Origin of the sequence: Microcoleus sp. N9_A2 (assembly GCF_036701775.1) — a bacterium.
In the GTDB taxonomy this organism is placed as follows: domain Bacteria; phylum Cyanobacteriota; class Cyanobacteriia; order Cyanobacteriales; family Microcoleaceae; genus Microcoleus.
The window spans coordinates 22283-47228 of the sequence record NZ_JAUBRH010000054.1; the positions used below are offsets into that span (position 1 = coordinate 22283).

Annotated in this window: 28 protein-coding genes; 14 read left to right on the forward strand and 14 right to left on the reverse strand. The window is 45.6% G+C overall.

The features are described from left to right. Positions 1–142 precede the first annotated feature (142 nt). On the reverse strand, positions 143–1027 hold the full coding sequence (gene btpA, locus QUA44_RS23905) for a photosystem I biogenesis protein BtpA (RefSeq protein WP_333255026.1): 885 nt from the start codon (positions 1025–1027) through the stop codon (positions 143–145). 407 nt (positions 1028–1434) lie between these two features. Here btpA and QUA44_RS23910 point away from each other — a divergent pair, with 407 nt between their 5' ends. Further along, the gene (locus tag QUA44_RS23910; protein WP_333254996.1) at positions 1435–2421 is read left to right on the forward strand and encodes a GDSL-type esterase/lipase family protein; all 987 of its coding nucleotides are present in this window, start codon (positions 1435–1437) and stop codon (positions 2419–2421) included. A 282-nt stretch (positions 2422–2703) separates the two neighbouring features. On the opposite strand, the gene QUA44_RS23915 is transcribed toward QUA44_RS23910, so the two are convergent. Further along, the gene (locus tag QUA44_RS23915; protein WP_333254994.1) at positions 2704–3756 is read right to left on the reverse strand and encodes a Gfo/Idh/MocA family oxidoreductase; all 1053 of its coding nucleotides are present in this window, start codon (positions 3754–3756) and stop codon (positions 2704–2706) included. A 230-nt stretch (positions 3757–3986) separates the two neighbouring features. Here QUA44_RS23915 and QUA44_RS23920 point away from each other — a divergent pair, with 230 nt between their 5' ends. Next, positions 3987–4142, forward strand: coding sequence for a GIY-YIG nuclease family protein (locus tag QUA44_RS23920; RefSeq protein ID WP_333254992.1), 156 nt, complete (start codon positions 3987–3989; stop codon positions 4140–4142). Between the two features lie 265 nt (positions 4143–4407). Continuing rightward, entirely contained in the window at positions 4408–4881 is a 474-nt protein-coding gene (locus tag QUA44_RS23925) for a hypothetical protein (RefSeq protein WP_333254990.1), read from the forward strand. Positions 4882–5082: 201 nt separating this feature from the next. On the opposite strand, the gene QUA44_RS23930 is transcribed toward QUA44_RS23925, so the two are convergent. From QUA44_RS23930 to def, 3 genes are all read right to left on the reverse strand, one after another. Continuing rightward, on the reverse strand, positions 5083–6420 hold the full coding sequence (locus tag QUA44_RS23930; RefSeq protein WP_333254988.1) for a PrsW family glutamic-type intramembrane protease: 1338 nt from the start codon (positions 6418–6420) through the stop codon (positions 5083–5085). A 198-nt stretch (positions 6421–6618) separates the two neighbouring features. Beyond that, entirely contained in the window at positions 6619–6819 is a 201-nt protein-coding gene (locus QUA44_RS23935; protein ID WP_199297488.1) for a hypothetical protein, read from the reverse strand. Continuing rightward, positions 6819–7379, reverse strand: a complete 561-nt coding sequence (gene def / locus QUA44_RS23940; RefSeq protein ID WP_333254987.1) for a peptide deformylase — start codon at positions 7377–7379, stop codon at positions 6819–6821. The genes QUA44_RS23935 and def overlap by 1 nt, the downstream gene beginning before the upstream one ends. 101 nt (positions 7380–7480) lie before the next feature. Between def and QUA44_RS23945 the strand changes: the two genes are divergently transcribed. After that, entirely contained in the window at positions 7481–7993 is a 513-nt protein-coding gene (locus QUA44_RS23945; RefSeq protein WP_333254985.1) for a DUF1648 domain-containing protein, read from the forward strand. Positions 7994–8228: 235 nt separating this feature from the next. Here QUA44_RS23945 and QUA44_RS23950 read toward each other — a convergent pair whose 3' ends face one another. Further along, positions 8229–8684: an aspartyl protease gene (locus QUA44_RS23950; RefSeq protein ID WP_333254983.1), complete on the reverse strand. Its 456-nt coding sequence runs from the start codon at positions 8682–8684 to the stop codon at positions 8229–8231. A gap of 119 nt (positions 8685–8803) precedes the next feature. Here QUA44_RS23950 and QUA44_RS23955 point away from each other — a divergent pair, with 119 nt between their 5' ends. Next, positions 8804–10096, forward strand: a complete 1293-nt coding sequence (locus QUA44_RS23955; protein ID WP_333254981.1) for a pentapeptide repeat-containing protein — start codon at positions 8804–8806, stop codon at positions 10094–10096. 134 nt (positions 10097–10230) lie between these two features. Then, entirely contained in the window at positions 10231–10518 is a 288-nt protein-coding gene (locus tag QUA44_RS23960; RefSeq protein ID WP_333254979.1) for a hypothetical protein, read from the forward strand. Positions 10519–10560: 42 nt separating this feature from the next. On the opposite strand, the gene QUA44_RS23965 is transcribed toward QUA44_RS23960, so the two are convergent. Further along, the gene (locus QUA44_RS23965) at positions 10561–11184 is read right to left on the reverse strand and encodes a TenA family protein (protein WP_333254977.1); all 624 of its coding nucleotides are present in this window, start codon (positions 11182–11184) and stop codon (positions 10561–10563) included. A 284-nt stretch (positions 11185–11468) separates the two neighbouring features. Between QUA44_RS23965 and QUA44_RS23970 the strand changes: the two genes are divergently transcribed. Continuing rightward, on the forward strand, positions 11469–12428 hold the full coding sequence (locus QUA44_RS23970) for a glycosyltransferase family 2 protein (protein WP_333254975.1): 960 nt from the start codon (positions 11469–11471) through the stop codon (positions 12426–12428). A 203-nt stretch (positions 12429–12631) separates the two neighbouring features. On the opposite strand, the gene QUA44_RS23975 is transcribed toward QUA44_RS23970, so the two are convergent. From QUA44_RS23975 to QUA44_RS23985, 3 genes are all read right to left on the reverse strand, one after another. Beyond that, positions 12632–12913 (reverse strand): hypothetical protein, encoded by a 282-nt coding sequence (locus QUA44_RS23975; protein WP_333254973.1) that lies wholly within the window; start codon positions 12911–12913, stop codon positions 12632–12634. A gap of 270 nt (positions 12914–13183) precedes the next feature. Then, on the reverse strand, positions 13184–14092 hold the full coding sequence (locus QUA44_RS23980) for a DMT family transporter (RefSeq protein ID WP_333254971.1): 909 nt from the start codon (positions 14090–14092) through the stop codon (positions 13184–13186). A gap of 125 nt (positions 14093–14217) precedes the next feature. Next, the gene (locus QUA44_RS23985) at positions 14218–15231 is read right to left on the reverse strand and encodes a Gfo/Idh/MocA family oxidoreductase (RefSeq protein ID WP_333254969.1); all 1014 of its coding nucleotides are present in this window, start codon (positions 15229–15231) and stop codon (positions 14218–14220) included. A gap of 525 nt (positions 15232–15756) precedes the next feature. Between QUA44_RS23985 and QUA44_RS23990 the strand changes: the two genes are divergently transcribed. Then, the gene (locus tag QUA44_RS23990; RefSeq protein ID WP_333254968.1) at positions 15757–16056 is read left to right on the forward strand and encodes a ferredoxin; all 300 of its coding nucleotides are present in this window, start codon (positions 15757–15759) and stop codon (positions 16054–16056) included. Between the two features lie 206 nt (positions 16057–16262). Here QUA44_RS23990 and QUA44_RS23995 read toward each other — a convergent pair whose 3' ends face one another. Then, positions 16263–17918 carry a SpoIID/LytB domain-containing protein gene (locus QUA44_RS23995; protein WP_333254966.1) on the reverse strand — a complete coding sequence of 552 codons (1656 nt, stop codon included), beginning with the start codon at positions 17916–17918 and terminating at the stop codon, positions 16263–16265. A gap of 209 nt (positions 17919–18127) precedes the next feature. After that, a complete protein-coding gene (locus QUA44_RS24000) occupies positions 18128–19315 on the reverse strand; it encodes a M20 family metallopeptidase (RefSeq protein WP_333254964.1) in 1188 nt (395 codons plus the stop codon). Positions 19316–19931: 616 nt separating this feature from the next. On the opposite strand from QUA44_RS24000, the gene QUA44_RS24005 reads away from it, so the two are divergent. Beyond that, positions 19932–21056, forward strand: coding sequence for a glycosyltransferase family 87 protein (locus QUA44_RS24005; RefSeq protein WP_333309967.1), 1125 nt, complete (start codon positions 19932–19934; stop codon positions 21054–21056). A 40-nt stretch (positions 21057–21096) separates the two neighbouring features. Here the strand turns inward: QUA44_RS24005 and QUA44_RS24010 are convergent, their stop codons facing one another. After that, positions 21097–21303, reverse strand: a complete 207-nt coding sequence (locus tag QUA44_RS24010) for a ribbon-helix-helix domain-containing protein (RefSeq protein ID WP_333254960.1) — start codon at positions 21301–21303, stop codon at positions 21097–21099. A gap of 165 nt (positions 21304–21468) precedes the next feature. Between QUA44_RS24010 and QUA44_RS24015 the strand changes: the two genes are divergently transcribed. Continuing rightward, a complete protein-coding gene (locus QUA44_RS24015) occupies positions 21469–21702 on the forward strand; it encodes a hypothetical protein (protein ID WP_293184352.1) in 234 nt (77 codons plus the stop codon). 465 nt (positions 21703–22167) lie between these two features. Here the strand turns inward: QUA44_RS24015 and QUA44_RS24020 are convergent, their stop codons facing one another. Then, positions 22168–22695, reverse strand: coding sequence for a hypothetical protein (locus QUA44_RS24020; RefSeq protein WP_333254957.1), 528 nt, complete (start codon positions 22693–22695; stop codon positions 22168–22170). Positions 22696–23074: 379 nt separating this feature from the next. On the opposite strand from QUA44_RS24020, the gene QUA44_RS24025 reads away from it, so the two are divergent. From QUA44_RS24025 to QUA44_RS24040, 4 genes are all read left to right on the forward strand, one after another. Continuing rightward, positions 23075–23473 (forward strand): hypothetical protein, encoded by a 399-nt coding sequence (locus tag QUA44_RS24025; RefSeq protein WP_333254955.1) that lies wholly within the window; start codon positions 23075–23077, stop codon positions 23471–23473. A gap of 111 nt (positions 23474–23584) precedes the next feature. Continuing rightward, positions 23585–23836 carry a hypothetical protein gene (locus QUA44_RS24030; RefSeq protein ID WP_333309970.1) on the forward strand — a complete coding sequence of 84 codons (252 nt, stop codon included), beginning with the start codon at positions 23585–23587 and terminating at the stop codon, positions 23834–23836. Between the two features lie 141 nt (positions 23837–23977). Beyond that, positions 23978–24376: a hypothetical protein gene (locus QUA44_RS24035; protein ID WP_333254951.1), complete on the forward strand. Its 399-nt coding sequence runs from the start codon at positions 23978–23980 to the stop codon at positions 24374–24376. A 123-nt stretch (positions 24377–24499) separates the two neighbouring features. Further along, positions 24500–24946, forward strand: a 447-nt coding sequence (locus QUA44_RS24040) for an NACHT domain-containing protein (RefSeq protein ID WP_333254949.1), incomplete at its 3' end; no start/stop codon positions are given.

Genomic DNA, 24946 nt, shown 5'->3' on the forward strand with positions numbered 1-24946 from the left:
TCGGTCATCAGTCATCAGTTATTAGCATTTTTTAGGGCGGGTTTAGCTAAGGATCTATGATACAAATGACTCAAATTGTAGACTTTTGTTCAACCTCCAAGATGAATCTTTGGGGTAAAATCTAAAATCTAAAATCTAAAATCTAAAATCGACCGACTTTGCCCGGTTCCGGTGTTAGCCCTCTCGAACCATTAGCGTTTTTGTTTTCTTGTTCGAGTTCTTTTTCGGAAAAGCTGCGACGGGCGGCTTCTACAAATTGACTGACGCGGATGGGATCTATCGGCTGTTCGATGCGGCCGTTTCGCTTCAGCGAACTCGACACGATTACGCCGTCAGCGGCCTGCATGAGGGTGGAAATGTTTTCCCACGATGCACCGCTACCGATGAAAACAGGAGTTTCCCCCGCTGCTGCACTCGCGAGTTCTAAGTCTTCGAGATTGGGAGGGCTGCCGGTTGTCCAGCCGGAAAGAATTACGGCATCGGCTAAGGCGCGCCCGATCGTCTCTTGGACGGCTGTGGTCAAGTTGGGGCTGCCTAGGGGTCGCCCGTGCTTGACTAACACGTCTGCTAATATTTTGACATCGCTGCCCAATTCCCGACGGTAGCGCAGGAGCTGGTGAGCTTGGCCTTCAATTAAGCCTTGGTCTGTAGCCATGATGCCGTTGAGGACGTTGACGCGGATGAATTGAGCTCCCGTGCAGGAGGCGATGGCGATCGCGCTGTGGGCGTCGTTTCGCAGCACGTTAACGCCGATCGGCAGCGTCACGAGATTGGTTAGCCTCTCGACTACCAGAGTCATGGCACTTACCACAGCCGGATCTACGCAGTCTTTGGCAAAAGGAGCGTCGAAAAAGTTCTCGACTATGATACCGTTTGCGCCACCCGAAGCCAGCGCTGTAGCCTCTTGCTCGGCTCTTCCGATAATAGCTTTGAGGTTTCCGCCCCAGCGGGGAGAAGTTGGCAAAGGCTGTAAATGTACGACACCGATTATGGGATTCGGCGTTTTGAATATTTGTTTTAAGTCCACGGATTTTCCTGAAACCACCAAGTTCACTGACGGCTGACGGCGGATTTTGACGGTATATTCTAGAATTCTATATCCACGGGGGCGATTCGGTTGACTTAATCGGGCTGCCAACTTGCTCAAACCCCTAAGCCATAACATTTTAGAGTTTAGATTTTAGATTTTAGATTTTACAAGGACGACCTACTGATTTCACTCAAAGACGGATACTTGCTTCAAGACAGGAGTCCTTGAAAGCAAAAAAGTTTAGATTTTAGGGATATCTCCCAGATTCATCTGTGGAGTCAATGCTTTAATCTTTAATCTAAAATCGACTGACTACAATCGGGGTTGAGAGCTTGACTGCAGTTGCATTCTTTTTTATACCTTGGTGTCGGCAGGGGTTTTTCCTTCTCTATCGAGGTTAAGTGGTGGAAGTTGTTCTCATAATTTTGGCTGTCACCGCAGGATTGGGGGCAGCAATCGAAGTGCTGCTGCGGGTGCTGCTGGGTTTTGGCAATCCCTTGATTTACATTGCCGATGCCGAGTGCGGCTATTTGTTGGCGCCCAACCAAAGGGTGCGTCGCTTGGGCAACCGGATTGAGATTAACGAGTATTCGATGCGTAGCCCAGCGATCGCCCCGATCGCCCCTCCAGAAACTCTGCGCGTCTTGCTGTTGGGAGATTCTGTCGCCAACGGCGGTTGGTGGACACATCAGACAGATACGATCTCGGAAATTATGGCTCGGAATTTGAGACTGCTAGTACAGAATCTGGCGAAAAATACACAATTAGGTTCACAAGTCAACTATTCAAATTTTGAAGTTCTCAACGCCTCAGCCAATTCTTGGGGACCGAGGAATCAACTTGCTTACGCCAAGCGGTTCGGTGTTTTTGGGGCAAAGGCTTTGGTTTTGCTGCTCAATACGGACGATTTGTTTGCATCGGCTCCTTGTGCTCTGGTTGTGGGGCGCGATCGATCTTACCCGGATCACAAACCCCGATCGGCCACACTAGACTTATTGAGCCGCTACCTGCTACCTGCAGTGCCGACTCCCCAATTGGCAGCACCCGGAGCCACAAGCGCCGATGTAGTAGGCTACAACTTAGAAGCTATTCGCCACATCCAGAAAATAGCTGTATCCGCCAACGTCGAGTTTTTGCTAGCCGTCACGCCTAAGCGGGGTGAACTCGGCGGCCCGGGCCCTCGCGACTGGGAAGTCAAAGCTAGAGCGCGTCTCGCCGAACTCGTAGAAACAGAGAAAATTACTTACATAGATTTTCTTCCCATTTTCAATTGTGCGGCAGAATTTCCAACTTTGTATCGAGACAGCATTCACCTGAGTCCTCAAGGCAATCAGCTAGTTAGCAAAACCATCAGTCGTCAAATAGTCGCTCTTTGTTGGCATAAATCGTGACTTCACCTAAAGACGGATACTTGCCCACGACTTCTGTTGTCGAAAGCAAAAAAGTTGAAACCTTAGTTCAAGCCCCCAGATTCATCTGCGGAGTCAATCTAAGATCTAAAATCGTTCGACTGAGCGCAACTCGACGCTCGCACTCGCCGAACTTCTCACGCCGAATTGTCCAATCTCAAATCGACTGACATCGAATCCGGTTGCATGGGAACAGTTACCCTCTTTAACGAACAACAAACCCAAACTGTAAAAGCACCCGGAAACGACACGATTTGTCTCGATTTAGCTAACTTGCAAAGTAGACTCTAGCTCTTTCGGATACCAAGCTTGACCGTCGAGAGCCATTTGCTCGATCACACTCGCAAGCCGCAGAGCTTTGAGAGCTTGTTCTCCTCCCACAGAAGGCTGATTTCCACCCCGCACGCAATTAATAAAATGCTCCAATTCTGCGTGGAGCGGTTCAATATTGCTGGTGTAAACTTTCTCGATCAACCCATCTTGACGGTATAGCACCTGACCGTAATCCGTCACGTAGTTGGCGGTTGTTTGTCGGTGAATCAAGATTTCGTTATTGAGAAAATCTGCCTCTGTCAGAGAATTCTTGCAGTGAGCCACGATTGAACGGAGTTTGCGGTGCGTCACCTTACTGGCAGTCAGGGTGGCGACAATGCCGTTAGCAAAGTTCAACGTCGCTGTCACGTAGTCTAAATAACCTGAATCTGAGGCCCTGCTGCCGCTGGCGGTCAGCTTGACCACTTGGGAATCTGCCAATTCCAAAAGCAAGTCGATGTCGTGGATCATTAAATCCAAAACTACCGATACGTCGTTAGCCCGCTGGGAATAGGGACTCATCCGGTGAGCTTCCAATGCCAGTAACTCTTCAGTTTTCAGCACTTTGCCGAGTTCCTGAAAAGCTGGATTGAAGCGCTCGATGTGACCCACTTGTAAAATCCGGTGGGCTTCAGCAGCCGCGTTGACCAAAGATTCGGCTTCGGCAATACTAGCCGCGATCGGCTTTTCAATTAAAACGTGAACCCCTGCTTGGAGACAAGACATCCCCACAGGGTGGTGCAGGCGAGTTGGAACGGCGACGCAAACTGCATCTACGTGGGCGAGCAAATCCCGGTAGTCTTCAAAGAAGCGAACCCGGTATTTGCTTGCTACATCAATTCCCCGCTCTACATTTATGTCTGCAACACCCACGAGTTCGATATCTTTTAGCAAGCTCAGAACTCGCGTGTGATGCTGGCCCATATTGCCAACCCCAACGACCCCAATGCGAAGGGGCTCGGGTTGACTTCGCTGACCGAAAACGTTTGCGTATCCCAATGACATCCTATCTAGCACTCCTGGATTCTCCTCCACCACCACAGGAATCAAGCCCCTTGGCTTCCCTCAGCTACTCACAGCCATCCAGATAGTACCACAGTCAAACTATTTGTGAAGAATTTCTAAGTTCAGTTGCGATTATCGCATCAGGCAATTAAGCAGACGCTACTTATGCACGAGAGCTCAATATTGCGGCATTTTTATATAAAATTACGTATTGACAAATATCATTATACATGATACACGCAGGCGATCGCGCTTGCCTCTACTTCGTTATTGACAGCGCGCTGCCATCGTTGCTGTACGTCGGAGAAACGGGGCGAACTCCCAAGCAGCGGTGGGCGAACCACGATTGTTACCAAAAAAATGGGTCTAAAGCCCCGTTCTTCTAGGAAGGCTTTCTTAAACTGTGGTATAATTGCGACTTTTAATAGGTCGTGCTGGCAGTGGATGGGACAGCCTTTTGGTAGGTGAAACTGCTGGAGTTTGGTATTTTAAAGTTAGAAACCATATATAGCAATCCTAAATCATTATCCTTACTGCGAACATAAATCTGATTTCCCCAAAATCCATCTGTAGGGACTAAGGCCAAGCCGTGTCCCTACAGAAAATCATTTAGGATTGCTATAGGAAGAATCAGCCATCTCCAAATCAAACATGGATCGATTTGAATTTCAGCTAGCAATGCTGCAAAAAGGAGCAGAGGAACTAGAGAAAAAAATAGCTAACTTCAGTACAATTTTGCAGCAGATAAAAACTACGGCAATTACCATTTGGGTAGCGCTTATCGGTTGGGCATTTGCCAGCAAAATAAATGCGTTAGTTCCGCTGGGATACGTGATAATTTTTGGTTTTTGGTTTTTAGAAGCTACCTACTGGAAGGTGCAATTTTATTACATACAAAGAATCCATGCAGTTACCCAATTCTTGAATAATGAAAGCGCCTTAGATGAAAGTTTTAATACCCGTTCGATACCGGAAGGTCTCGTTTACCCGCTCGGTTTGTTAAAAACACTTAAAATGCCTTCTTTATGGAGAGTTCTCTGCGCTCCATCAATCTATATTTTTTATACTTTTTTGTTTGTTGTTAATTCGATCGTTTGGTTTATAACTCTTAAAACACCTCTATAACTGGGCAAGATTAGAGCTTGCGATTGGTTTTAGGCTTTTTCAGCAAGCGCTCATTATCCACGATACCGAAGTTTATTACAAGCTAGGGATACCGAAGCCGAACCAGTTCCCGAACCTCTCACCGCAAGGGGGACTGCTTTAGCATTGGCTGGTTCACGCTGGTTGAAACACAAGAAAAAAATCGCTGTTTGACCTGCTAGTTCACTTTTCATAAAATATGCGAGTTGCAAAATTTTGCTCTCGATTCGGAGACAGAGCGCGGGCTTTCAGAATTGCGGCTACTAAAAACGCATAGGACAAAACTCCCACTAAGGCTAGCAAGAGTACGCTGACTGCTCCCGACGCATTCCACAATGCGTGAAGTGCGGAAGCACTGAAATAACCTACGCCCAAAATTTGCCAGCGCTTCCTGGGTTTGAGGGCGCTCAAACCGATAAAATATCCCAAATAACCGCTGTAGGCCATGTGTCCGGCGGCGGAGCCTAAAATTCGCGGAATTAGCAACTGCAATCCTACTAATTGTCCGGCTTCTGGGCCTGCTTGCAGGGTGATATTTTGGATGATATTGGGAACGTACTGGCCGAGAGTTTCTAGTAGTGTAAAGCCGACTGCTGAGGCACTTCCTAACAAAATTCCGTCTAAAGGTTCCCAAACACCGATTCGATCGCGCCACGGATTTTTCAGCCAATTTCCCAGCAGCATCGCTCCTAAAACGGGCAGGGCTTTCAGCAATTCTTCCATCAGACCCGCCCCGAAAAACATTCTGGTCAAAAAAGGCAAAAAACTGATTGCTTCGCCTTCGGCTGGCAGGCGACCGGGCAAAATTTCTCTAAATACTAATATAAATCCAATTAATAAGGGGCTGATCACAATCAGGACTGTAGCTAAAGCCGAACCAAGCAACACCCACCAAGGCTTGTGTTTGCCACACAGTTGATAGATAAAGTAGTAAGCCGCACCGGCGAGGTAAGCTGACAGCAGGAAGTTGAATGCTGCGGAATTTCCAACGGCGACAAACATCGACACGACAACAATAACTGTGGCAATACCTGGATATAAGTAAGCTTTTTGGCTTAATTGTTTGCCCGTCGAGGCGATCGGGAATAATTGAGTTAAAGTGAGAGCGTCTTTTTCGTTACCAGCAAAATTGCCCGTTTGTGGTGCTCTTAATCCGGGTTGATTTTGGTAAGGGGTTACGGGAGATTCAAATATAAATTCAGGGCCGTCAAGGCCGAGACTGATGCGATCGCCTGTTTCTAAAGTTTGGCAGCCAGAGAGCTTTTTTCCGTTGATATAAGTTCCGTTAGCGCTGTTGAGGTCGCAAATTTCCCATCTCGTAAAAGTACCCTGAGTTAGGGGACGGATCATGGCGTGGCGACGGGAAACCATGCCGTGGGCGATCGACTCTAGGGCTATTTGACAATTGCGATCGCGTCCGATGACCAATTCCCCATCTTCAGAAAGTTGGTACTTGGATGCTGGCGTTCCCACAGCGTCTTTGGCTGGCACTTGTCGCAGAAATCCGATTTCATTAGTCATGAGTTATGAGTCATTAGTCATTAGTCATTAGTCATGAGCTCGCGAGCTGTTAGCTGATGTTATTTTTGAGCAGTCTTTATTCCACAGTTATTGGTTGTTAGCTGCTGACTAATTACTAATTACTAATTACTAATTACTAATTACTAATTACTAATTACTAATTACTAATTACTAATCACTAATGACTAATAACTCTGCTTATAGATTTGCCCTGGCATCCTGAACGGCTGCATAGAAAAATATGCCAGTTAGCGGTACGCTCAGGGCGAGGATGATGCCCGTGACTAAATTGCCAAGTTGAGCTTCTCCCGATGACAGCTCAAAGATGGAGCCGACTGCGGCGATCGCGGCGATACACGAAAGAGCTAACAATAAACCACTTTTAGGAGTTCCTGCCATCATACTGACTTTACTGCCTTTGGCGAAAATTTGTGCTTGACTAATTCTTCATTCAGTGCCAGCTTGTTTTCTACTCTGTCTACAAACAGCACTCCGTTGAGGTGATCCATTTCGTGCTGGATTGCCCTCGAAAGTAACTCTGTTGCTATCAGGGTTTGCGGGCGCCCGTATTCGTCGCGGTAGGATACTTCAATGACTTCTGGGCGTTTGACTTCTAAATAAACTCCCGGAATGCTCAAACACCCTTCTTGCAAGATACAGATATCGCTGCTGCTACTTTTGATGGTGGGATTGATCAAAACGATTGGGGGTGTGGCGGGGTTTTCCGGGTCACAGTCGAGGACGATTACTTGTTTGTGGACTCCGACTTGGGGGGCGGCCAAACCGATACCATCTGCACTGTACATGGTTTGCAGCATTTCTCGGACTAGCTGCCTAATTTCTGCATCGACGCTTTTGACGCGCTTTGCTGGCTGCCGCAGGACGCGATCGCCTAATGTGTGTATTGTTAGGGGCGGTTTTTCTAACTTTTTCTTTTCAATCAAGACCTGAGCCGTCATAGAACCTCGCGGGATGTTTGGAAACCCCCAACGAAAGCTGTTGGGGAATGAAATTGGAACCAATACTATTATTTTCAATATTAATCTAATTTTAAGTAGCCATGACTGGAAACACACCAAACCAACGGCCGGTTATTTCTCTGAGGCTTTCGCCTGTTGTAGTGGCGGTAGAGCTTTTGGGTGCGATCGCGATTTTGCTGGCGATTTTGCTCATCGTCAAGTTTTGGGCAGTTTTGCCCGATCGAATTCCGATTCATTTCGGCTTAGGGGGGCTGGCTGATGCTTGGGGCGACAAGGTGACGATTTGGATCATGCCGGCGGTTGCTGCCATTATTTTTGCGGTTTTAACTGCGGTATCGCGCTATCCCCATACTTTTAATTATCCGGTACGGATTACTTCTGAGAACGCTCGCCGGCAATATCTATTGGGGCGAGGCCTTTTGGTTTGGCTGAAGGCGGAGATTTGCTGGCTGTTGGCGTTCGTGGTGCGGCAGCAAATTCTTGTCGCTTTGGGTAATGCTCAAAGGTTTAGTATCGAGTTACTTTTAGGGTTAGTTGTTTTGATATTTTCGACGGTTGGCGTGTATTTGCTCAAGGCTTATTCTGCTCGCTAGATGTAGGGCAAAAAACTTACATATACCCAAAAATAAAGTTTTTTGGTATATTTTTTTAAACCGCAGGTAATATTATCCTGCCTAAAAAATAAAACTTGTTGGTATTGAGGACTAAAGTTATCTAAGTTTTATGAGGAGTTTAGTCCTCAATACAAACATTTTTGATGCCGGGTAATTGAGGGAACATGATAGTAATCACACGCGAGAGGTTGGTGCTACGGTAAATGCCGATCGACTAACCCATAAGATACGTTTGCTGATTGTTCATCGGCAATACTCGCAATCGTCGATTTTTTAAATCAGGTTCTAAGCCTAGTTCTTCCATGGGAATCACGCCCAACAAAACAGCCGAAACGCCTTCGGGTAACTCTAAACAATCAAATCTCCCTTCTCTCCCCTCTACAATAATTTGAGCATCGGCAAAAATTCGACCCTTTTTTATGCCCGCTGATGTTTCTACATCTCTTTCTCCTACTTGTATTAAGCCTAACTGGCTAATAATGCGAGCTGGCAAGGAAAGCAGAGTGGCTCCGGTATCGACAACAACGTTATCGAGGATAACAGAGCGAACTTCCTCAGCAGTAATAAATCCCCGTTCTGCCATAACTCGATCGATGCGATTCGTGATGGTGATTGTAGTGATTACTTGACCCATTTGTTTTTCTTGCAGATTGGGGAGTACCAGGGTCATAATATGTTACCTCTTTGAATGTAATTAGTGGAGATTTCTATTGTAATATTATCTAGAATCCTGCTTGGTTAGTTAAAATCGTTTTATTGACCAGCCACAGTTAGAATTTGCCTCAACGCATGACACCAGAACCAAACTCTTCTCAACCCAATCGCCCTGAATCTAACGTGACTGTAGAAAGTCAGAACGGTGCGAGCCCTACTGTGCCACCAGAATCAGGGACAATCGTCGCTACTGCTGAACCGGAAAAACCGGTGCAGCCGCCTCCAACTCGCAAGGTTTTATTGCCGCCGCACCAGGAACAAACGACTCCTGAGAAATCGGGGTCAGTGCTGACACTGGGGTTGATCGCAGCGATGATTTTTGGGCTCGCCAATGACAACATTTGGCTGGGCTTAATTGGCGCCGTGGGTGCGATCGGCATATCGCTGCGGCTGATGTGGCCGAGTTGGGGCAAAATCTGGGCGCAGGTAATTCCGCCGACTTGGCGCACGCTGATCGTCGCCTGCTTCGGGCTTTTAGCTGGGATTGTTGGCTTGCTGATGCTCAGCGGTACTAATACTGAACCGGGAAGCCGCAACATCCAAATCAACTGGGAGGCAATCGGGGCTCTCGGCGAGTTGATCGGCGCTTTGGGCCAAATTTTGATCGCAATTTTGGGCGTTTACGTGGCTTGGCGGCAGTATGTGATCTCGAAAGATTTGACGATTCAGCAAAACAGAATTACGCAGCAGCAAACAATTGATGCTTATTTTCAAGGGGTTTCGGACTTAGCCCTTGACGAACAAGGGTTTTTGGAAGACTGGCCGCAGGAAAGGGCGATCGCAGAAGGCCGCACGGCTGCGATTATGAGCAGTGTAGATGCTGAAGGTAAAGCTAAAATTCTGCGGTTTTTGTCGCAGTCTAGATTGGTTACTCCTCTGAAGCGCGATCGGCTTTTAGGCCGCCCCATCCTTGACGGCGACGGCGGCTACGCTGAAGACAGAGATCACGGTATCCGCGTTATCGATCTCAATGTCATGTTAGCGGGTGCTGACCTGGCTGGCACCGATTTGCGGTGGACGGATTTGAGCGAAGCCAACCTCGTCCGCGCTAATCTCAGCAAGTGCGATTTAGTGAAAGCCAACCTCTCGCGCGCTGTCTTGTACGACGCCAATCTCGCTCGCGCCGACATGAGAGGCGCCGCGTTATTCTACGGATCGGCAGAAACTGCATCCCCCCGCAGCCGTACCGAATTTCCCAACTATCAAACGGGTGAACATACCGGCGCTGTGGTTGAACGTGCTGATTTCACCGCTGTCAAGCGGCTGTCGGAGGAGCAGCGCTATTACTGCTGCACTTGGTGCGGCTCGAAGTCGAGAGAGACTATTCCCGGCGGCTGCGAAGGCATTCCCAATAAACTCGGACGTTAAAATTACCAGTACCGCTTTACTTGCGTATATATTTGGCGAACACTCGGCAGCGGACTATACTTTAATTTTAAATCTACAGTCTGGCGCTGTTTTAGCCATGACAAATACTGATTTAGAGCTAGAAGTAATTCCGCTTGCAAGCTGTTAGTAAAGTTGCGATGACTTTGGGCGGTGGCTATTTGTTGTGGTATTTGCAAAAAAGGCTGAGTATCACAGTCGTCTGTTTCGGTTTTTGCTCTTTAGCGCAACTGATAAACTCCGGTGCTCTGCAATCGCTTCACCGATACGCTTACGGCATTGCGTCGCTCTCGATCGGACTTGGTTTAGTGTTGAGTAGTCAGCCTGGTTGGGAATATGCTGTTATGACATTATTTGCTAAATTCCTGCTGTACATGGCTGTTAAATTTGCTGCGTGGGTGTAGGTAGCTTAAGATACTTCTCCATATCTTTTGCCCAAACTTAATTTACTCTATTTCCCAAGCCGACTGAAAAAAGTCTCTTTCACACAGCATAGCGTAGCGATAGGTTGCTTCTACTTCCGGCCCTGCTTCTGCGTAGCGATCGACCAAACTTTCCAGTTGTTTTGCTAAAATCTCAAAATCAGGGCTGCTATAGGTAGAAATCCAGTCGCTAAAGGCGTGTTCCGGTATATTAGGTTTAGCTAACTGCTGCCCCAAAAAAGCATACAACCGCAAGCAAGGAGTCATCGCGGCTACTGTCAAACCGACACCGCTTCCCCAGGCTGTCGCTAATAAAAAATCTGTGTAGTGGCGGGTAGCGATTCCCGGTTTTGCCTCTTGCAAGTTTACCCCCCATTTTGCTGCATATCCTTGATGCAAACGAAGTTCTTCTAAAACGCCGCTGCCGAGATTATGGAGGATTTCAAACCCATCCCAGTCGGGTGCTTTTGCCGCAGCGATACTGTAAGCGCGAGCGAATGCTCTCAGAAAAAATGCGTCTTGTGCAACGTAATATGCAAAACTATTTTGGGGGAGGCTGCCGTCAGCAATGCCTCTGACAAAAAGATGTTGCAGACAAGCTTCACTTAAGTCTTGATTTGCTTGCCACAGATAATTGGAATTTGTCATGCAATTTTGAATCGATGGGTTATGATTGTAATTTTTATAATCTGACTAAACATCTATGATAACAGATATTTTCGTTTGGCGTGCGTCAGTCTTATGGTGTCTTTTGTTTTTCGTATTTAAGAAAATAGATAAGTTTTGGTAAGCTGCTATTTTGTCGGCGGCTGTTGTCTGGCTGCTTCACGAGATTACGTGCCGAACCTCTCTCGTGAAGCAGCCAGGGTGTTTGGGGAAAAAAAAACTTTTGATTGAACGGTTGAAAAGCCGATTTTTAAACAGAAACTGCAATGAACGATACACCTAAGTATTCCTTGGTAATTCCCATCTATAACGAAGAAGAAAATCTCGCTGAATTGTATCGGCGAATTAGTGCCGTGATGGATCGAATGGACGGCCCAGTAGAATTAATTTTAATCAATGATGGTAGTCGCGATCGCTCTCTCGAACTTTTGCGAAAATTGCACGAACAAGACTCGCGAATTAGTTATCTCAGTTTTGCCCGCAATTTCGGTCATCAAATAGCTGTAACTGCTGGTTTAAACTTTTCTACTGGTCAAGTTGTATTCATCATGGACGGCGATTTACAAGACCCGCCAGAGCTAATTATAGATATGGTAGAACAGTGGCGGCAGGGCTATCAAGTTGTTTACGCTCAGCGCACTCAACGCCGTCAAGAAGGTTGGTTGAAGCGGTTGCCTGCTTATATGTATTATCGCATTTTGCGGAATCTTGCTGATGTTGATATTCCTATAGATACGGGGGATTTTTGTTTGATGGATAGGTGCGTGGTGGACGTACTCAATGCAATGCCTGAACGGAACCGCTACATTCGGGGACTGCGCGCTTGGATTGGTTTTAAACAAACGGCAGTTAAGTTTGAACGAGATCCGCGTTTTGCTGGCGATGTTAAGTATACGTTCAGTAAATCTTTTGCTTTGGCGATGAACGGTTTAGTGTCTTTTTCAAAAGTTCCTCTGCAACTGTCGATTTATTTGGGTTTATTTTCGGCTTTCGTGTCTGTTTTGATGGCTTTTTTGGTTTTGTATTGGCGTCTTTTCTCTGCGGGCTCGGCATTAACTGGTTTGACAATTGTGATTATGGCGGTTTTCTTTTTGGGTGCGGTGCAGTTGGTCAGTATTGGGATTTTGGGCCAGTATGTGGGGCGGATTTACGAGGAGGTGAAGGGCAGACCGCTTTATACGCTGGCTGAAGTGGCTGGTTTTGGCGATCGACATCGACGATCGTAAAAAAATTATCAAGTAATAATCAAAAACGCCAACTTCGGCCATAAATTTATGTCAATGGGCTTTAACTCAGACAAAAGTAGCAGCTTGACTAAATAGAAACTACCGAATTAAACGTAAAACAAGCTCGCGCTTTAGATTCCCGACTTCTTTAAGAAGTCGGGAATCTGGGTATTATATTTTTTTAGGTGGACTTACTTACCTACTTATTGAAGTTTCCAGGCAATCAGACCAACCAGCCCAATCAGACCTAATGCTCTACGAAAGTAATTAACGCCTTGAAATAATTCTTCCCAAGCCCAAGTAAACAAGGCGCCAAAAGCTACTAGATCCAACACTAGATAAATTTGACCTGTGGTAAAAAGGAGCTTCAATAAACTAGATACAATCCCGACAATTAGCGGTAGATTTGGTGGCTGAGCTATAACAATTTTGCCTTCGCTGTCCCGGAATACTCGATCGAACAACGTATCTTGTCTGATTTCCATGAGTTTATGCTGTCAATGTGATAAAAGGTAGGAATTGTCTGATAGGCAACCACAAACTAGGCAACCACAAACACGATCAGCTTGATGTTTTTTGGTTTATATTGTGATCATAAAATTCAAATATTTAAATTTCATCTATCGCTAGAAACAGTTGTGATGAGAATGCGATCTATAATTGGACAGACTAGCGATCTCATGTCCGGTTTGTAGTTAGGTTTGTAGTAAGGACGAAGAGTCCTTTCTTAGAGATTTGGAGGTTGGTCACTCCCCTCACAAATCGGGTGCCTGCTGAATTGATGCTTTTTTCCCTATTGCTACACAGAGAACAACTAAACAAGCGCTGCCTAGGGCGATCGGCTCTACAGTTTCACCAAGCAAGATTGCCGATGCTAGGATGGTCAAAAATGGTTGCAATAGCTGAAGTTGCCCTACTCTGGCAACTCCGCCAATAGCCATCCCTTGATACCAGGCAAAAAATGCTACAAATTGACTAATAATACTCACATAGGCAAAACCCAACCATGCCGTCGGTGCAGCTATTAATCCATGTTGTATGACTACAAATATTGTAGGTAAAATCTCGAAGGGAGCGATAAGTATTAATGCCCAACTGATAACTTGCCATCCGCCTAAAGTTTTAGCTAATTGCCCACCTTCGGCGTAACCAAAAGCAGCAGCAATGACTGATGCAAATAAAGCTAAGTCTGCGGGTTGGAGTTGCCCTGCACCAGTAATAATTCCAAAACAAACAACGGTTAGACTCCCAGCGATACTAGCAATCCAAAAATTAGAAGATGGGCGATCGCCCGATCGCAAAACTCCCCCTACTGCTGTTGCTAAGGGCAACAATCCTAATACCACAGCACCGTGGGCTGCGGGTACTTGCTGCATTGCCCAAGCGGATAGTAGCGGAAATCCCAAAACAACTCCCAATCCGACAACTAATAAACTCCGAAGTTGCTGTTTTGTGGGAATGGGTTGATGCGTTATCTGCAGAGTAAAGGCTGCTAGTATAGCTGCTACTAATCCGCGTCCTAAACCTACAATAATAGGGTCTAAATCCTGTACTGCGGCTCTGGTTCCTGGAAGTGTCAAGCTGAAGCCAACTACGCCTATGAAACCGTAAATTAGCCCGATTGTTTCTGGCTCAAATTGATGATATTTCCAGTGTAATTTCATTTTTTACCTGTGAAGTAGACTTATTAGACTTCTTGCACTCATTCCCAAACTATCTTGAAATTATCTGCGTTGATCTGCGTCGATCTGCCTTGTATCTGCGATTGACTCTCTAAGAGACTGAAGAGTTATGAGTTGTCGATAGCCACATTTTGGCAAGTTTCGCTCGATCGCCTCGCAGCATCCGCCACCTTCAAAGCGTACAAGCTACTTGTATTCTTGACGTACAAGGGCGTACCGTTTAGCAAACAGTCTAACACCACCTCGGTATCTTTGGCAAACAAACCGCGTCGCGTTCCTACTTTGAGGTTGCGCCGATTTTCTCCCTGAATTAATTGACCGGATTCTGGAGTAAAAACCAGCGTTCCTGCTTCTCCGTAGATGGTAAAAATGTTTTCAGACTGCCAAAAAGTCTCTCCTTTTCCATAAACAGCTTCAGCGACAACGCCATTGGCAAAGCGCAACTGTGCATTGCACAAACAAGCTTTGTAGACATCCGGCTGACTGTCCCCAAATTGAGCTTGACAGTTAACGTTTGCCACTTCTCCGAACAAATCAGTAAATCGGTGCAGTCGCGAAATTGCACCAACTAACGGAAACCCAAAGAGGGAATGTTGATAAGTCCACCGCTGTGGCGCTGGATGTTGAGGAGTAATAGTAATGTAGCGGGCGTAAAAAACTTTACCGATTAATGGCAAAGATTCTTTGATTGAGGAGTGCAAACCGCCTAACAGTTCGATGTGTTCGATGTGGAGGAGTTTTTGCTTTTGGGTGGCAAGTTCGATCGCCCTTTCTGCTTCAGATACGTCTAAAGATAGAGGATATTCCACCACAACGTGCTTGTCATTTTCTAGGGCTGCCAGGACGATCGCCCCGTGATCCCGGTTCACCGTACAGACAATCACCAAATCTAAATCGTCTCTTTCTACCAGCTTGCGCCAAGAAACCTGAGCTTCGGCGCCGAAAGTTTGACAAAATGCTGCGGTTGTCTCCTGGTTGTGGCCCGCAACTGCTACCAAGTTCGATCGCCCATCAGCTACCAGCGTCTCAGCCCTCAACTTAGCGGCAAAACCAGTACCCACAATCCCGACGCGAATTGGAGAATTAACCGAAAAACCAAAGCGAGTATCAATATTAGTCATGGGATTTGAGATTTAAGATTTTAGATAGTTACAGACTTGCGCTGCAGGGCTTTAGGGTTCTGTCGCCCCGATTTTCAGCTGTGGTTGTGGTGCGATTTATTCGATCGAGCCTTCAACACCCCAGTCTTGATGCGATCTAACTATACATTTCACCGCCGGCAGGGACTTGCCTTGCAGCAAGTCTGGCTGAAACTAGATCGACACACCGCATACCAACAACCCGGTTTTTGTGCTGTAGGGCTCAAAACAGGATTTTTCCTAGAAACCGGATTATTTAGCACAAGTCTTGCGGCAACAGTATCACAAGGCTGAACCCAAGATAGGTATAAGTAATCAAGATGAAATTAGAAAAAGTTATAACTAATCCCATTCAAATGTTTTGTAAATAAGTGTGTCAACCTCCCTTCTATCCCCTACTATCATAGAGGGAACGAACCTAAGACCTAACCTCAAAGCTAATAGAGCCTTGAAGGTTGCATTAGGAAAAATTATCAATCTTGTTGAATTTTTGAGAGGATTTAGTGCATGGCAACTTACAAAGTTACCCTCATCAGCGAAGCCGAAGGAATTAACCAGACCATTGACGTTGATGACGATACTTACATTCTTGATGCTGCGGAAGAAGCAGGACTCGACCTCCCCTACTCTTGCCGCGCTGGAGCTTGCTCCACCTGCGCCGGCAAAATCACAGCAGGCGAAGTTGACCAATCCGACCAATCTTTCTTGGACGACGACCAAATCGAGGCCGGATTTGTCCTCACCTGTGTCGCCTATCCCAAGTCTAACTGTACGATCGAAACTCACCAAGAAGAATCGCTCTACTAAGAAAGGATTCACAGGCGCGATGCGCTAAGTAACCCGGTTTCTTGTTTTCGGAATTAAGCTGAAATAGCTCAATTACGTTAAGAAACCGGGTTTTTGTGTTAAAGACGGCGGTTGAAACCGCGTCTACACAGACAAAACCCGGATGGTGCGCGGGTTGAAGAAAAGACGGCGGTTGAAATCGCCGATTCTACGCCGACTTCGATCGACTATTCGCGCCAAAATGTAATTGCATCGCTGAGAGGCAGAACTTGAGCGCCGGGAAAATAAAAGCCCAGAATTCGAGATCCATTCCATCCCAAATTAGCTAAATTGTAAGAACCAGTCTGACTCATTCCCACTCCGTGCCCGAAACCGCCTCCGACAAAAGCATAACCGTTGAGAGTTTTGTCTGGATTGTAAATGGGTTCTAGGTAAAAAAGCGTGCTAATGGGCGGGTAAAAAGCATTGCGAATCTCGTCTTTGTCGATATCGATAGGGCCCAAGTCAGTTTGAACCTTCATTTTCAAAACTCGACCAGCAAGCGACCTTTCCACCACTTCCACCTGAGTGACCGTTTTAAAATTAGCCAGCGGGTGCTGTTTCTTCTGAAGATACTGTTTGAGAAATCCACCAATCGCCGTCAAAGAAGCGGGTTCGCGCCACCGAAACGTGTCTTCTTTTTCTTCATTAAACCCTTTTTCCAAACTGATAAAGCGGCGGAAATTGTTTTCGTCAGACAAACTCTGCTTCGACAAATCCCAAAGATTATTAGGCGAATCGACGATCGATCGCAAATATGGACGTTCCGGGCCCTGCCACACATCGCCAAAAGTCGCTGTCACACCGCCGCTAGACGCTGAATAGAGCGCGTCAACCAACTGATTTTCGTAAGTTAGCACCAAACCGCTCGTTTGGGCGATCGCCTTATCACTTTGCGGGTAAACCTCCGTCAAACCTTGATAAACTTGACAGTTAACATCAGCGCACAACTCATAATTATCCACAGCAAATCGGCGCAAATTTCTCAAGGCGTAGGTTCTCGCCAAAATAGTTTGAGCGACAATCGCAGCGTAAGGTGAAAAAGCCCCTATTTCGTGAGGAACAACACCCCGCAAATAAGTTTCCGTCAGCACTTCATTGACTAAAGTATAAGTACCATAAGAATTTTTTTGCAGGTGCAAACTGCCACCATAACGGCGAGTTTGTTGAATAGCTTTTTCTGGTTCAGTAGCTGTCGCCTCTTGGGTAGTTTGTTCCAATACCTCAATCACATTTTTCCCCGCCGTCACATCCAACTCATTGCGGTTGAAACGAAAGCCGTTTAAAACCCAAAATGCCTGGGGTATTTGTTTCACAACTTTGGAATCCAAAAAAGCTGTTGTGTTCCCTTGAGCTTGCAAACTTTGCAACAGCCAGCGCCGCACCAAAGGAGAGTTGTAAGTATCTCTTTTCGCCCAAACTTGCCAGCGAAAAGGTTGAGCAATTTCTACATCAATTCCCTGGGCGCGCCACTGATTGGCGCTATCTTCTGCACTCTCGAAACTGCGGTGGGAGCTCAGAACAACTCGTTCTTCTACTAAGGGTGCTTCCAGCGGTTTTGGGGCTATTTCTAACTTGACGCTAGCAGCCGTTTTGGTTTCTATGCCTTGAGGAGTTTTGTAACTCAATGTTAAGCTGTCGCCCGGTAATGCTTTCAGCGTTAGTTTGTCGGTTGCTTTGGTGCCAAACCGCTGCACTACGCCGATTTTGATGGGTCTATTTTGGGGAGTTTGGGCGTATCCCGCAGCGCTGAAAAGAGGCAACAGGCACAATGCGGTGAAAACAGTCCTAGAAATGCAGCTAAACCATTTGTAATTGGGAGTTGGAGGTGCTTGAGCGAACACGGTTATCTGTCTCGCGATAGTTGAAATTGGGGGATTTTTGATTGTACGTTAGCACATTCGGCCGCTGCTATAGGGGAATTGCGGAAGATTAGCTGGTTTGGTTGCCAAAATTCTGTTAAGCAGGTAGGCGCAAATAAACTTTACATCGAGCAATTTTGAGCCATTACCCACCCCACAATCTGATTGCGGGTAATTGAACGAAAGCGAGTTTACTTACTTACTTGGTGTTTCCAATATTGGTAGGCGGCATAGGCTAGGGTGACAGCGCCGGTGACGATCGCAGATTCATCAACCTCAAATTGCGGGTGATGGAGGGGATAGTTCGGTTTGTCAGTCAGTCCCACTCCTAAGCGAAACATGGTTCCCGGTGCGTGTTCTAGATACATTGAAAAATCTTCCGCGCCGAGGGATGGTTCTGGTAAAATTTGGACGCGCGATCGACCTAAAGCTTCTAAAGCCGCAGTTTCGACTAATTGTGTAAGTTTTGGGTCGTTTTGAACTCCGGGGACGCCGCGCTTGTAGGTGAGTTCGTATTTTGCGCCGTAAGTCGCGCAGACGCTGGAAACGATTTGTTCGATCCAAGCCGGTAGTTTTTCGTGGGTTTCGGGATGGAGCGATCGCACGGTTCCCAATAATTTTACGCGATCGGCAATCACGTTCGGCGCTCGTCCGCCGTTAATTTGCCCGATCGTCAAAACCAGTGGCCTCAAAGGATTTTGCGTGCGGCTAATTGCCTGCTGCAAAGTGGTAATGATCTGAGAAGCAATCCAAATTGCGTCGATCGCCTCGTGGGGACGCGCACCGTGACCGGATTCGCCCATCACAATCAATTCTAGGTCATCTGCCGCCGCCGTCAGGGCCCCGTGGCGGATACCGATGCAACCGCCGGGAATCGTCGGAAAAACGTGCACTCCGAGGATGCCGTCAACATCTTGCATCGCCCCATCTTTAATCATCCATTGAGCGCCTTGGGCAATCTCTTCTGCCGGCTGAAACAAGAAGCGGACGTGACCGGGCAATTTTTCCTCTAGCTGAGACAATATCATGGCTGCGCCCAAACCGACGGTGGTGTGGATGTCGTGGCCGCAGGCGTGCATCACTCCCTCGTTGCGGGAGGCAAATTCTAAGTTTGTGCGTTCCTGAATCGGCAAAGCGTCCATATCTGTGCGAATTGCCAGCCACCGGGACTCGCTGCTGTTGCCTTTGAGTTCGCCGAGCACTCCTGTTTTGCCGATTCCTTCAATGGCGTGGACTCCGCTGGATGCAAGAACTCCGGCTACGTAGGCGGCGGTTTGATATTCTTGGCCGCTGAGTTCGGGGTGTGAGTGGATGTGGCGGCGAATTTCGATTAAGCGGGGTGCTAGGGTGGCGGCTAATTCTTTGATGCGGGGAAGCATGAATTTAGTTGGGGAGTGCGGTACAAGCTGTAGTCAACTAGGTTAACGCAAATGTTTGGGTGTGACACTGAGATTTTTTTTTATTAACCGCAGAGGGCGCAGAGAACGCAGAGAGTTAGGTAAAGGTGAAACATAGGAGTCTATCTTGTAGGTTACAACTGATATGTTGCACCATTTTTAATTACCTGTAGGGGCGGGTTCACCAACAATATTTCGGGTTTAAAACAGGTTAAATAAACCCGCCCTCTTGAATACGGTTTTTTAGTTGAGAATATTTTCTATGATTAGTTTTAAATTTTGGAATGTGCTTATTATCATTACAGTCGCTTTATTTCTAAATCGTAATTTGCGACTAGACCGCGACCAAACAACATGGCAAAATTCTTTGTTTTTAAAACATCCTTCGCTCCAAAGGTTAACTCAGTTTTTTCGTCAACCTATTGTTAACTTTATTTTGCAAGCAGTTATTGTATTAGTTCTCACCCGATTTCTCTGTTATACCGGTTGGTTGGTTTACAATCTGACTAATCGGCCCGATCCGCCTTACTGGGATTTTAAGTGGTTTTATGTGGCGAGTAGATTAGCCCATCAGCATTTGAGTCCCTTTAATGTGGAGGTGTTTAACCTCGGTTTCTGTAGCATCACAAAAGTGTGTGGGTTTATTCCATCTTTTGTTTATCCACCTAATATCATTCCTCCCCTCTGGTTTTTGGGCTATTTCCCGATGAAGACTGCATTTACAATCTGGACTTGGCTGCATCTTATTGCCACTGGTTTTGTTTTATGGGGAGCGAATATCTTGTTGGTGTCGCACTCACGAGCTTTTTGGACTATTTGTAGTATATCAGTTGCATTCCTCTACGGTTTTGTCTTCGATCTTCAAGTTGGCAATGTGGCAACTTTTATTGCGCTTCTGCTGTTATGGATGTTTATTTATGCTAGAAAGAATCAGGATGGAATTGCAGGAGTTTTATTAGGAATTGCACTTTTTAAACCAACTTTAGTTATATTGTTTATTCCTTATTTTTTAATCAAAAGACGATTTCAGCTAGTTTTTATATCTCTACTTACGGTAACTTTTTTGGCAGTTATAGGTCTAGCTGTAACGGGCAATTCCTTAACAGGATTTATACAGGATGCGACTCGTGGATTTCCACTCTGGCTCAATGATCCATCGAATAATGCTTATATTTCTATGAGTCGCCTTGATTTAAGGGTTATGGGGCCGAGATTTTTCCCCGATAGTCCTTTCGTGGCGAAGCTATTTTCTGACTTGATTATTCTGGTGCTAGTTGGTTTAGTGAGTTGGTATTTTTACCGAAAACAATCTCGCAATGCTTGGTCAAAAAAACTTGAGTTATCTGAAATGGTGCTAATTTCTAGTTTGAGTATTGCTATCAACTATTCACAGCCCACCAGTTCTGTGATGTTAGCACCGGCGGTGGTTTTTTTGCTGAATGATTTATGTTTTCAGATTAAAAATTGTGTCTTTTCTCGGCAAAGAATGTCGGTTTGGTTGTTGGGAGTTAGTTGTCTGTTGGTGCAAACGGCAGTGATTCATGCTGGGTTGTTGGTGTTTCTGGGAAAGCGCTGGAATTGGAAGGGTGGGGAATTGCCTTATTTGTTGAAAGTAACTATTTTTTCACTGCCGAGTTATGCAGTTTTAGGTCTTACGTTAAGTGTTTTAGTTTTAGCAATGACATCTCTTGGTCAAAAACAGGTTGCTGAATTTGATCCATAGATGCTCCGAGGGGCGGGCTGTTGAGGGCAAAGTTAGCTGCTTAGTCGTCTTTGGATTGATTAAATTTGCCTTCCTTCTGTGCTCTATCGAGCCCTTCTTCCACTAAAAGTAGTGCCATTTGGGAAATAGAACGACGCTCAAGACTAGCCAGTTTCTCTAACTTCTCCTTAATTTCGGGCGGCGGGTAAAAGGCAACTCTGGGAGATTTTGCAGGACTCACATTGTTTGGGGGTAGCGTGTTCACCATGTCATTTTAGCTGACTGCAAATTTTTTAGAATAGTTTTGAGCTAAAGTAGCACACCGCAATCTAGATTGTGCTATAGTAATCTAAGAACCAAAAACCAAACCCCCACCGCTCAGACTCACGATCGTTCGGTGGGGGCTTGAACTCCCATATTTAGGAGAAACTGTATGATATCACAGCCAAAGTCAGTTCCCGAACTGCTCCGGGAAGAAATTCCCGACGTACCCGCTGGCAAACAACCGATTCGTTTGCTGATTTGCGGCGTTCCGAAAGCGGTAGAAAGCATTGTTAATCTGCTGCACGTTTTAGGTTTTGCACAAGTTGGAGAGTGGAGCCCGCCTCTACCTTCGCCTCTAGCGGGTGAGGTGATTCGGATTTTAACTCGTTACTGGAAAGAATAATCTTGGAGGGCGATAGCTGTCGCCTCGGCTATCGCCTACGCACTTTTTGATGTGAAGTGCGATCGACCTTCGTGTCTCATTGAGAACTTACCCATAAATACCAAATCAACGGGGTTTTTGGCAACTTCTACGAGGCGTAGCGCGTCTTCTCAAAAAAAACCAGTTTCTGGTCTCTGGCAATATAAAGTATGGACAAAGCTTAAACCTGACAAACAATTCATCCAAGTCAAATATTATGCGAGTTGTCATTCAACCTCCCTCCCTGATTGAAACCGGAGTTAAAGTCGAAACAGTCAATAATCGTCCTCTGTTCAAGTTTACCGATCGACTTCAACTCCATCTATAAACCCTTCTGGAAAAAATAAAATTAATAACCTAACCGCTGAAGAACAAGACGAACTCAACGCCATCAACAAAGTCGATCGCCTTTTTACTTACCTAAACTCCCTCCTCCTCGCAGTATATTCAACTCACAGCCAGAAGCTCATTCAGCTTATTTTTCAACTCTGGGGATGCCATTAATGGATTATAGACTTCCCCCTCGTATGGTTGCCATATATAACTCGGACTAAACTCTCGAAAAACTGGTAATATTTCTATCCCATGAGTAAGTTCCTTTGCTAAAACCAATCCCGGAAGAGATAAATTAGATAAATCCTCCATAAGTTCACTATAGGTTCTGAATTCATCAACTTCAACCCCAACCAAAGCATAGCGAAACCAAGGAGCAAACCGTAGAGTTAGATAAAATAAAATACCTAACTCTGTCATCAGATAAGCACTTTCAGGGCTATCTATTCCCACTTCACTAATATTATTGGGATAAACCCGACACCACCAATTTCGATCCATATCTTGAAAAGTATCTGTTCGACATAGACATTGGCGATTATTTGACAGCATCCATTCTATGCCCTCAAAGTGTTGAGCAAATTTATTGACATTGCTTTCATCAGAGCCACACTCTGCCGACAAACTGAATATCCACGCCATTGTTATAGACTCCTATAATATATAAAGTTAATCAACTCTTTCCCAATCATTTTGGGTGTTTGCCAATGCTGCCTCATACCTTTCCAAAGACATTGTAGCTCTTGGCAAAATGCTAAACGATACCAAACCTGGTTTAAATACAACGTCTTAGGTTTCAACCGCCGAATAATACAGGCGATAGATAACTTTTAACAATAGGACTGACGCACGGGTGGTTATAAACCGGGTTTTTGTGAGAATACTTGATTGTGACGCACTGATTCGGAAAAAACCCGGTTTCTTTAGTCGGAGTGCATAAATCCTGAACAACCTTCGCATCCGCCGAATTATATAAAACACAATAAAATATTCAGTATCCAGGCACAAGAGGACTTAACTCATGGAACCAATACTAACACCTGCTTTGGCAATTGGTATTATTCTGACTACTAAAGCATTAGAAAAAGGCGGAGAAAAATTGGGAGAAGCAGTTATCGAGCGCACTGGTAAAGTTATGGCATCACTGCGGAATAAGTCACCAGAGACAGTTAGTGCGATCGAAATTGCTCCAGCAGAATTAGACTATGCTAAAACAGTAGAAATTATTAAAAATGAAGCGGAGCGCGATCCTCAATTTGCTAAACTACTTCAAGAGTTAGTTGCAGCAGCTAAAAACGATCCCAACCCCAAGCTCTCTAACATCATCTCTCAGCAACCAACAGTTTACAACGCTCAAAAGTTAGCAGATAACATTAAAAACGTCTTTCAAGGTAATACGATTATCGGCGGCACATTTTGACTAGATTCGCCCGCCGGGAATCGGGTAAAGTTTCTTCCCATTGCTCAAAACAAATTAATTACAGGTGTAATTGGTGTAATTCTTCTAACTATGTTGCCAGGGATTTTTCTCGTGCGACTTCACCCTCCCCGATCAGAAGTACAAGCATTTGGAGCGTTTAAATTAGAAGATATTGATTATATCTACTACTCTAATGGTCAAGGTCAGTATTGTGTGTTTGACAACATGAAAAATTTTATCCGTCTCAATGGAAATGATAAATACGCAAAATTACCAGGTAAATTGAGTGATTACTGGGTGGGAACGCATAAGGGTGTTTGCAATGATGAGGTGATGAAAACCTTTAAACCTAAAGCACATTAAGAGTTTTAAGCAAGTCTGCCATAAAAAGATAAACACCATTTCTTTGGTCGGAGTGCGTAAATCCTGAACAACCTCCGCATCCGCCGAATTACATAAAATATGGTAAAATATTCAGTATCCAGATACAAGAGGACTTAACTCATGGAACCAATACTAACAGCTGCTTTGGCAATTGGTACTATTCTGACTACTAAAGCATTAGAAAAAGGCGGAGAAAAATTGGGAGAAGCAGTTATCGAGCGCACTGGTAAAGTTATGGCATCACTGCGGAATAAGTCACCAGAGACAGTTAGTGCGATCGAAATTGCTCCCGCACAATTAGACTATGCTAAAACAGTAGAAATTATTAAAAATGAAGCGGAGCGCGATCCTCAATTTGCTAAACTACTTCAAGAGTTAGTTGCAGCAGCTAAAAACGATCCCAATCCCAAGCTCTCTAACTTCATTTCTCAGCAACCAACAGTTTACAACGCTCAAAAGTTAGCAGATAACATTAAAAACGTCTTTCAAGGCAATACAATGATCGGCGGTACATTTTGACTGGATTCGCCCGCCGGGAATTGGGTAAAGTTTCTTCCCATTGAGCAATGGCAAGAAATCTGCCGCCAAAACCTCGCGCAACAAAAGCAACTCACCACCAACCCCTTCACCAACGCCAACGGGATGACTCCGCAACTGGATGGCGTTTATGTTCCCTTAGCGATTGTCGAACGCCAAAAACCCAAACCTCAGCCAAGGAATCAGCAGGAAGAAAAGGAAAAGGAAACAGAAAAACTGATTCCCATTGCTGAAGAAAGGTTTTTTGAGGATGTGTTGCGACAAGGGAAAAGCGACATCAGTCAAGGGCGAAAAATAGCGATTATTGGCGAACCGGGTGCGGGGAAAACCACGCGGTTGCAGAAGATTGCCGATTGGATTTTAGAGCAAGATTTGGGGTTGCCAATTTGGATAGATTTAGCTGAATTAGGGGAGCAAAATCTCTGTCAGTATTTGGAAAAAGTATGGTTGTCTCGGTGTCAAGGAGAAGTGACGCGCGGTGATTTAGAAGCACAAATTAATCGGGTTTGGTTGTTGCTGGATGGTGTGGATGAAATGACGCACACTCAAGGA

Bases quoted from the DNA above. Each gene is read 5' to 3' on its own strand.
- QUA44_RS23975 (WP_333254973.1), bottom strand. From the start codon at position 12,913: ATGGAAATCAGACAAGATACGTTGTTCGATCGAGTATTCCGGGACAGC.
- QUA44_RS23955 (WP_333254981.1), top strand. From the start codon at position 8,804: ATGACACCAGAACCAAACTCTTCTCAACCCAATCGCCCTGAATCTAAC.
- QUA44_RS23980 (WP_333254971.1), bottom strand. From the start codon at position 14,092: ATGAAATTACACTGGAAATATCATCAATTTGAGCCAGAAACAATCGGG.
- QUA44_RS23915 (WP_333254994.1), bottom strand. From the start codon at position 3,756: ATGTCATTGGGATACGCAAACGTTTTCGGTCAGCGAAGTCAACCCGAG.
- QUA44_RS23925 (WP_333254990.1), top strand. From the start codon at position 4,408: ATGGATCGATTTGAATTTCAGCTAGCAATGCTGCAAAAAGGAGCAGAG.
- QUA44_RS23965 (WP_333254977.1), bottom strand. From the start codon at position 11,184: ATGACAAATTCCAATTATCTGTGGCAAGCAAATCAAGACTTAAGTGAA.
- QUA44_RS24020 (WP_333254957.1), bottom strand. From the start codon at position 22,695: ATGGCGTGGATATTCAGTTTGTCGGCAGAGTGTGGCTCTGATGAAAGC.
- QUA44_RS24010 (WP_333254960.1), bottom strand. From the start codon at position 21,303: ATGGTGAACACGCTACCCCCAAACAATGTGAGTCCTGCAAAATCTCCC.
- QUA44_RS24035 (WP_333254951.1), top strand. From the start codon at position 23,978: ATGGAACCAATACTAACAGCTGCTTTGGCAATTGGTACTATTCTGACT.
- QUA44_RS24015 (WP_293184352.1), top strand. From the start codon at position 21,469: ATGATATCACAGCCAAAGTCAGTTCCCGAACTGCTCCGGGAAGAAATT.
- QUA44_RS23950 (WP_333254983.1), bottom strand. From the start codon at position 8,684: ATGACCCTGGTACTCCCCAATCTGCAAGAAAAACAAATGGGTCAAGTA.
- QUA44_RS23920 (WP_333254992.1), top strand. From the start codon at position 3,987: ATGATACACGCAGGCGATCGCGCTTGCCTCTACTTCGTTATTGACAGC.
- QUA44_RS24000 (WP_333254964.1), bottom strand. From the start codon at position 19,315: ATGCTTCCCCGCATCAAAGAATTAGCCGCCACCCTAGCACCCCGCTTA.
- QUA44_RS23990 (WP_333254968.1), top strand. From the start codon at position 15,757: ATGGCAACTTACAAAGTTACCCTCATCAGCGAAGCCGAAGGAATTAAC.
- QUA44_RS23930 (WP_333254988.1), bottom strand. From the start codon at position 6,420: ATGACTAATGAAATCGGATTTCTGCGACAAGTGCCAGCCAAAGACGCT.
- QUA44_RS23985 (WP_333254969.1), bottom strand. From the start codon at position 15,231: ATGACTAATATTGATACTCGCTTTGGTTTTTCGGTTAATTCTCCAATT.
- QUA44_RS24025 (WP_333254955.1), top strand. From the start codon at position 23,075: ATGGAACCAATACTAACACCTGCTTTGGCAATTGGTATTATTCTGACT.
- QUA44_RS23945 (WP_333254985.1), top strand. From the start codon at position 7,481: ATGACTGGAAACACACCAAACCAACGGCCGGTTATTTCTCTGAGGCTT.
- def (WP_333254987.1), bottom strand. From the start codon at position 7,379: ATGACGGCTCAGGTCTTGATTGAAAAGAAAAAGTTAGAAAAACCGCCC.
- QUA44_RS23970 (WP_333254975.1), top strand. From the start codon at position 11,469: ATGAACGATACACCTAAGTATTCCTTGGTAATTCCCATCTATAACGAA.
- QUA44_RS23935 (WP_199297488.1), bottom strand. From the start codon at position 6,819: ATGGCAGGAACTCCTAAAAGTGGTTTATTGTTAGCTCTTTCGTGTATC.